Annotated in this window: 6 protein-coding genes and 1 pseudogene; 2 read left to right on the top strand and 5 right to left on the bottom strand. The window is 60.3% G+C overall.

Annotated elements, in window-relative coordinates; all coding sequences use genetic code 11:
* A pseudogene (locus LSO07_RS16110) lies at positions 1-629 on the top strand (transposase); the annotation flags it as partial.
* 152 nt (positions 630-781) lie between these two features.
* Here LSO07_RS16110 and LSO07_RS16105 read toward each other — a convergent pair.
* Genes LSO07_RS16105 through LSO07_RS16085 form a run of 5 tightly spaced genes read right to left on the bottom strand, consistent with a single transcriptional unit; the run spans position 782 to position 2948 of the window.
* Positions 782-1297 carry a hypothetical protein gene (locus tag LSO07_RS16105; protein WP_151095398.1) on the bottom strand — a complete coding sequence of 172 codons (516 nt, stop codon included), beginning with the start codon at positions 1295-1297 and terminating at the stop codon, positions 782-784.
* Positions 1298-1313: 16 nt separating this feature from the next.
* Positions 1314-1583, bottom strand: a complete 270-nt coding sequence (locus LSO07_RS16100) for a DUF6959 family protein (protein ID WP_151095396.1) — start codon at positions 1581-1583, stop codon at positions 1314-1316.
* 55 nt (positions 1584-1638) lie between these two features.
* The gene (locus LSO07_RS16095) at positions 1639-1887 is read right to left on the bottom strand and encodes a DUF6228 family protein (RefSeq protein WP_191909803.1); all 249 of its coding nucleotides are present in this window, start codon (positions 1885-1887) and stop codon (positions 1639-1641) included.
* The gene (locus LSO07_RS16090; protein ID WP_225317462.1) at positions 1785-2003 is read right to left on the bottom strand and encodes a demethoxyubiquinone hydroxylase family protein; all 219 of its coding nucleotides are present in this window, start codon (positions 2001-2003) and stop codon (positions 1785-1787) included. Before LSO07_RS16090 ends, LSO07_RS16095 begins: the two co-directional genes overlap by 103 nt.
* Before the next feature lie 45 nt (positions 2004-2048).
* On the bottom strand, positions 2049-2948 hold the full coding sequence (locus tag LSO07_RS16085; RefSeq protein WP_151095392.1) for an alpha/beta hydrolase: 900 nt from the start codon (positions 2946-2948) through the stop codon (positions 2049-2051).
* Between the two features lie 140 nt (positions 2949-3088).
* Between LSO07_RS16085 and LSO07_RS16080 the strand changes: the two genes are divergently transcribed.
* Positions 3089-6289: a PAS domain-containing protein gene (locus LSO07_RS16080; RefSeq protein WP_225317320.1), complete on the top strand. Its 3201-nt coding sequence runs from the start codon at positions 3089-3091 to the stop codon at positions 6287-6289.
* Positions 6290-6292: the final 3 nt, after the last annotated feature.

Below are 6292 nucleotides of genomic sequence, written 5' to 3'. Positions count from 1 at the left end.
AGGTCGAAGCGACCAAAACGATGATCAACCGGGTTGAGGAGAAATTCGCTATCAAGCCACAGCGATTGGTGGGCGATACGAATTACGGTGTGGCTGCAATGCTGGGATGGCTGGTCGATGAAAAGAAAATCTCCCCGCACGTTCCTGTCTGGGATAAATCCGAGCATCACGACGGTACCTTCAGCCGTACCGATTTCATCTTCGATAGAGAAAACAATCGTTATGTTTGCCCCTCTGGCAAGTACTTGAAACCTGCTCAGCGTAGCCAGCAGAAAAACCCATTTCGCTATCGGGCCAGCCTGTATGACTGCCAGGCCTGCCAGCTCAAATTGAAATGCTGTCCCAATATGGACATCCGTAAAATCGACCGTAGCCCGCATGAACCTGCACGCGACGTGGCACGAGCCATTGGCAAGACGGATGCTTATCGACAATCGCGTAGAGATCGGAAAAAGGTCGAGATGCTATTTGCTCACCTCAAACGCATCCTTAAACTCGGCCAATTGCGCTTGCGCGGCCCCAGCGGCGCCCACGATGAGTTTCTGCTGGCGGCGACGGTACAAAATCTGCGGCGAATGGCCAAAAAGCTGCTTCCGCCAAAACAGAAGGTGACACTAGTGATGAGCTAAGCGAGCCCAGCACCGCCACTGCGTACAATTTTCCTGTACATTTATTGCATTGTGACAGGTCTTGGCCAAGAGTTTTTCAACACAATAGCCCCGAAGCGGACATTTGTGGCACAACCTATCTTGACGCTTTGATGTTGCGAGTTGACAACTCGTCAGTCCCCTAGCGCGAAGAGAAGCTTGTTAGTCGACTCAGCTTCAGCGACCAGTTCAAGTAGTTGCGAAACGACTTGAGTAATTTCCTCGACTTGAACTGTTTTCCAATCCTCGGCGTCTAATGAGCGTACATCGCCAAGCCAACCAGTAAGAACTCGTACGCTGCCACTCCTCGCCGAAAGGTCCACTCTGGCTATTTCAAGTTCTGTTTTGAAGCGATGCAACTGATAGCCTTGAAGTTCGGTGTCTTCAAATAAATTAAGAAACGAATAGTCACTAGGTCTCAAGTCCGCTTGCACAAAATAACGATGTAGAAACCAATATGCCGGACTCGACAATGAAACTCGTGGCCGCAAGCCGTCCTTAGACATATCGCGTTTACTACTTAATACATAGAAATCGAGCATTTTGAAGTTGAATTCTGAAGAGTTTGAAATGGCAAACCGAATGTCGGCTTCTGGCGTATAGCTGTCGTTGGCAGGTTCCGCTCCGAAACAGCCTCTCGCCGTTTTCACGAAAGAAAGAAGATGCTCAGTCGCTAAACGGAAGAGAAATATTGTCGCTCATTAACGTAACCTTGTAGTGAGACATCAGGTCAGATAGCTGGTCAACAGCATCGGCGAGTTCTCCTGCAGCCTCGTCACTTAGGCACGCAGCTTCAGACTGCACCACTTTAAGAGACTGAAGCAATACACTCAGTGTATCGCCTTGAATCAGGCATCCGGGGAATTGACGCTGTGGATGGCGCATTACAACAGCGTTCGATGCATCAGAAAAAATTTCCACTTCTTGAATATACATTGTGTCTCCAATTTATCATGGGTAGACTCAGCGACTGCTTCTGGCCGATACTAGACTATGAGAAAAAAAGGGCAACATCGCGCGCCACACCTTCTAGCTGCCCTGCCTCAAACATGATATTCACGCGCAGCTCAGAATCATAGTCCTGCCCCGTCAAGGTCACTTTCATTTTTATGTGGCCCGTTGAGTCGCTGGTCGCAGTTAACAGAACACGATTCTCGAGGTCTCCCCACTTCTTTTCTCCTTTCCAGCCATTCCAGTCATCGGCCATATCTTGAAACCACGCTGCAAGCGGAGCCGCCATGAATGTCGATGATGGAGCAGTTCCTGCACGATATGGCTTGCCGTCCAACGTGCCATGAAGATCTGGCCCGTATAAATGCCGATGGCACCTTGCTCTCCCGCATGGTTCACCTTCATTACCCGGTCTGAAAACTGTGTATTCGCATACATTGATCGCTTGCCTTATTGGCTCTTGTCGCTCTCCATCCCCAGCATCTGTTTGATCACCGGCAAAATCATCCCCCAAGCATTCGACGTCGCCGCAATCTCGTCATAATGGCTGGCCCCCGGCAAGATCAGCACTTCCGCATGGTCGCCGGCCAGCCGGGCCTTGGCCGCATAGTCGTGCGCGACGCGGGGTGGGGAGATGGTGTCGAGCTCGCCTGTGATCAGGACGGTGCGACTGCCGTTGGGCATCAGGTCGGCCGCGTTGGTGTCGCTGTAGATGTCTGGGCGCTCGGCGCTGGCGCTGCCTGCCAGTTGCGCGATGTCGCGCTCGCAGCTGGTCTTGATCAATTCCTTTTCATGGCGCAGGTCGGCCAGGCCGCCCAGGCTGACGATGTTTTTCACTGGCAGGAACTTGTCGCGGTACAGGGGGCTGGTCTTGGGCAGCTTTTCCCTGCCTGCGATCCACTGCACCAGCTGGCCGCCGGCCGAGTGGCCCATGGCAACGATGCGGTTCACGTCCAGCTGGTACCGGGGCGCGTGCTGCTGCAGGCTGTCGAGCGCCGCGTGCATGTCTGCGTAGGTGCCGGGATAGCCGCCGCCCGGCTCGTCCACCCGCCGGTACTCCACATTCCATACGGCGATGCCTTGCGCGACGAGGGCGCCGGCCACGTTGCGCATCTGCTTGATGCCGCCGAAGGCCACCGTCCAGCAACCGCCATGCACGAGCACGACGACGGGGAACGGTCCGCTGCCGTCGGGCCGGAACAGTTGCGCATACTGCGATGGCGCGGGGCCATACGCGATCTGCGCCGTAGGCGGGGGGCCGTTCAGGGCCAGGTAGTCGTCCAGGCTCATGGGGGCGGCGACGGCGCCGTGGGCGGTGGCGATCAGGGAGGACGGCAAGGAGGTAGGCATGCTGGGATTCGCTTGAGAAGAGAGCAACACTTTAGCATAGGGCCGCGTGGGTGCAGAGATCAAGCGGTGCGCTGTTTTCCTCCTGTAAGAGGGGTGCCCCATGGTATATTTCGGGCATCAGTTTTCCCCTTATCGACACGGTGCACGCAAACAACATTCTTTCCTTGCTGGACGCCGAGCATACTGCGCTGGGCAGCATCGCGGCAGGCGCCAACCTGGCCCATGCATTGGAGCATTTGTTGCAGGCGCTGCAAGACCTGGCCGACGGCGGCGCGCATGCCTGCCTGGTGCTCATCGACGAAGCCGACCGCTTTTGCGGCTTGTCCGCGCCCAGCCTGCCACAAGACCTGTGCCTGGCCTTGCGCCACGGCGGCGACCAGCCATCCCCGTTCGGCACGGCCGCCTTTTCCGGCGCACCCGTGTATTGCGGCGACATCACGCGCGACGTGAACTGGAGCGCGGGACGCAAGGAAGCCATGCTGCATGGCTACCGCGCCTGCTGGGTCGCCCCCGTGTTTGGCGCCAAGGGGCATATCCTGGGCGTGCTGGGCCTGTTTTTTCAGGCGCCATGCCATCCCACGCAACCCGAGATCGAATTGCTGGCGCTGGCCGCGCGCGTGGCCGCGCATGTCATCGAACGGGGCCAGCTGGAACAATCGCTGCACGACAGCCGCGAACACTTCCATTACGCCATCGAACTGAACACGCAAGTGCTGTGGACGGCAGACGTCGACGGCAAGCTCGATTATGTGGCGCAGCGCTGGCGCGAATGGACGGGCGGCAACGGCCTGGGCACCAGCTGGCTGGACGCCATCCACCCCGAGGACGTGCCCTATTCCTTGGCGGCCTGGAGCGAAGCGGTGGGTAGTGGCCAACCTTTCGACCAGGAAATGCGCGTGCGCCGGCAGGACGGCCAGTACCGCTGGATGCATTCGCGTGCGTATTGCCGGCAGGACGAGCGCGGCCAGCCCGCGAAATGGTATGGCTCGTGCGAGGATATCGACGAGCACTGGCAGGCGCGCAATGCCTTGCTCGACAGCGAAGCGCAGTTCCGTTCGCTCGCCTCCACCATGCCGAACCAGGCCTGGCTGGCGCATGGCAGCGGCGCCACCTACTGGGTCAACGAGCAGGTCTGCGACTACACGGGGCAATCGCTGAAGTCGCTGGTCACCAGCGGTTTTCGCCACTGCGTGCATCCGGACGACATGCTGTCCACCCAGCAGAGCTGGGACCGGGCCGTCGCTACCGCCAGCGCCTATGAACACGAATTCCGCATGCGTCGCGCCAGCGACGGCGCCTACCGCTGGTTCCTGGCGCGCGCCTTGCCGCTGTTCGACGAGGCGGGCACGGTGCTGCGCTGGGTAGGCACGAATACGGACGTGCAGGAACAGAAGAACGTGCTGGAAAAGATGGCTTACCTGAATTCCTCGCTGGAAGTGGAAATGGCCAACCGCACTGCCGACCGCGACCGCATGTGGCGGCTGTCGACCGACATCATGCTGGTGGCGGACCTGGCCGGCATGATCATCGCCGTCAATCCCGCCTGGAGCCAGATCCTGGACCGGCCGGAAATTGAGTCGCTGGGCATGGATTTCATCAGCCTCGTGCATCCCGACGACCGCATGGCCGCCTTGAAGGACTTGTCGCGCCTGGCCCATGGCGCGCCCACCTTGCGCATGGAAAACCGCTACCGGCGCCGCGATGGCGGCTACCGCTGGATTTCCTGGACGGCCGTGCCGGCGCAAAAGCTGATCCACGCCATCGGCCGCGACGTCACCGATGAAAAGGAAGCGCGGCTGGCGCTGGTGCGCAGCGAGCAAGCCTTATTGCAGGCGCAAAAGCTGGAATCGATCGGCAAGCTGACGGGCGGCGTGGCACACGATTTCAACAACGTGCTGCAAATTATCTCGGGCAATCTGCAGTTGCTGAAACTGACGGTGGCCGACAATCCGCAGGCGGCCAGGCGTCTCGCATCGGCCGCATCGGCCGTCGAGCGGGGCGCCAAGCTGTCGTCGCAATTGCTGGCCTTTGCGCGGCGTCAACCTTTGCGGCCGCTGGTGACGGACCTGGGGCGCTTGCTGCGCCGCATGCATGAGCTGATCCGCCGCGCCCTGGGCGAAGCGATTACCGAGGAAACCTTCATCAGCGAAGGCTTGTGGCATACCCTGGTCGACCCGAACCAGATGGAAAACGTGCTGCTGAACATGGCCATCAACGCGCGCGACGCGATGCAGAAGGGCGGGCGCCTGACTTTTACCTTGAGCAATGTCACGCTCGATGCCGCCTACGCCAGCCGGCATGCGGACGTGCTGGAGGGGCAATACGTGCTGCTGACCATTACCGACACGGGCCATGGCATGGCGCGCGACGTGATCGACCAGATATTCGAGCCGTTCTTCACCACCAAGCGTGAAGGCGAGGGCACGGGCCTGGGCCTGTCCATGGCCTACGGTTTCATCCGCCAGAGCGCGGGCCACATCAAGGTGCACAGCGCGCCGGGCGCCGGCACGACGTTCAAGATTTATCTGCCCCGTTCGCTGGAAACGCTGGCCGAGCCGCCACCTGGCCTGACGGGCCCCGTGCTGGGCGGCAGCGAGACCATCCTCGTGGTGGAAGACGACGCTCCTGTGCAGCATACCGTGGTCGACATGCTGCGCGGCCTCGGCTACGACGTGCTGCATGCGGACGATGGCGCCTCGGCGCTGGCCCTGCTGGGCACGGGCGTGGCCATCGACCTGCTGTTTACGGACGTGGTCATGCCCGGCCCCGTCAGCAGCAAGGAGCTGGCGCAGCAGGCCAAATTGCTGCTGCCGGAGCTGGCCATCCTGTTTACCTCGGGTTACACGCACAATGCCATCATGCAGGGCGGGCGGCTGGACCCGGGCGTGGAGCTGTTGAGCAAGCCCTACCAGCGCGAAGACCTGGCGCGGCGCATCCGCCATTTGCTGGCCGACCGCCGCCTGGTGGGTGCGCCCGACCCGTCCGGGCGGCGCATCCTGCTGGTGGAAGATAATGACGATGCACGCGAAATGACGACGGAAATGCTCAATATGCTGGGCCACACCGTGCATGGCGTGTCCAGCGCGGAGGAAGCCTTGCCCCTGCTGGCCTTGCCGGGCCTGGACGTGCTGGTGACGGACATCAGCCTGCCCACCATGTCCGGCCTGGAACTGGCGCGCCATGCGCGCGCGCACTGGCCGCAGCTGGACGTGGTGTTTGCTTCCGGCCACGACTGGGGCGCCAGCCTGATGCAGGACGCCAGCGCGCGCTTCCTGCGCAAGCCGTTTGGCCTGGAAGAGCTGGCCGGCGCACTGAAGGCGCGCCGGCTCGACGTTTACTAGACG

Origin of the sequence: Janthinobacterium sp. PLB04 (assembly GCF_021165895.1) — a bacterium.
In the GTDB taxonomy this organism is placed as follows: Bacteria; Pseudomonadota; Gammaproteobacteria; order Burkholderiales; family Burkholderiaceae_D; genus Janthinobacterium; species Janthinobacterium lividum.
The sequence above is the reverse complement of the archived record's forward strand: the minus strand, read 5'-3'. Positions and strand labels throughout refer to the sequence as shown.

Coding starts and splice junctions, on each gene's coding strand:
- LSO07_RS16100 (WP_151095396.1), bottom strand. CDS start 1,583: ATGTATATTCAAGAAGTGGAAATTTTTTCTGATGCATCGAACGCTGTT.
- LSO07_RS16085 (WP_151095392.1), bottom strand. CDS start 2,948: ATGCCTACCTCCTTGCCGTCCTCCCTGATCGCCACCGCCCACGGCGCC.
- LSO07_RS16095 (WP_191909803.1), bottom strand. CDS start 1,887: ATGGCGGCTCCGCTTGCAGCGTGGTTTCAAGATATGGCCGATGACTGG.
- LSO07_RS16090 (WP_225317462.1), bottom strand. CDS start 2,003: ATGAAGGTGAACCATGCGGGAGAGCAAGGTGCCATCGGCATTTATACG.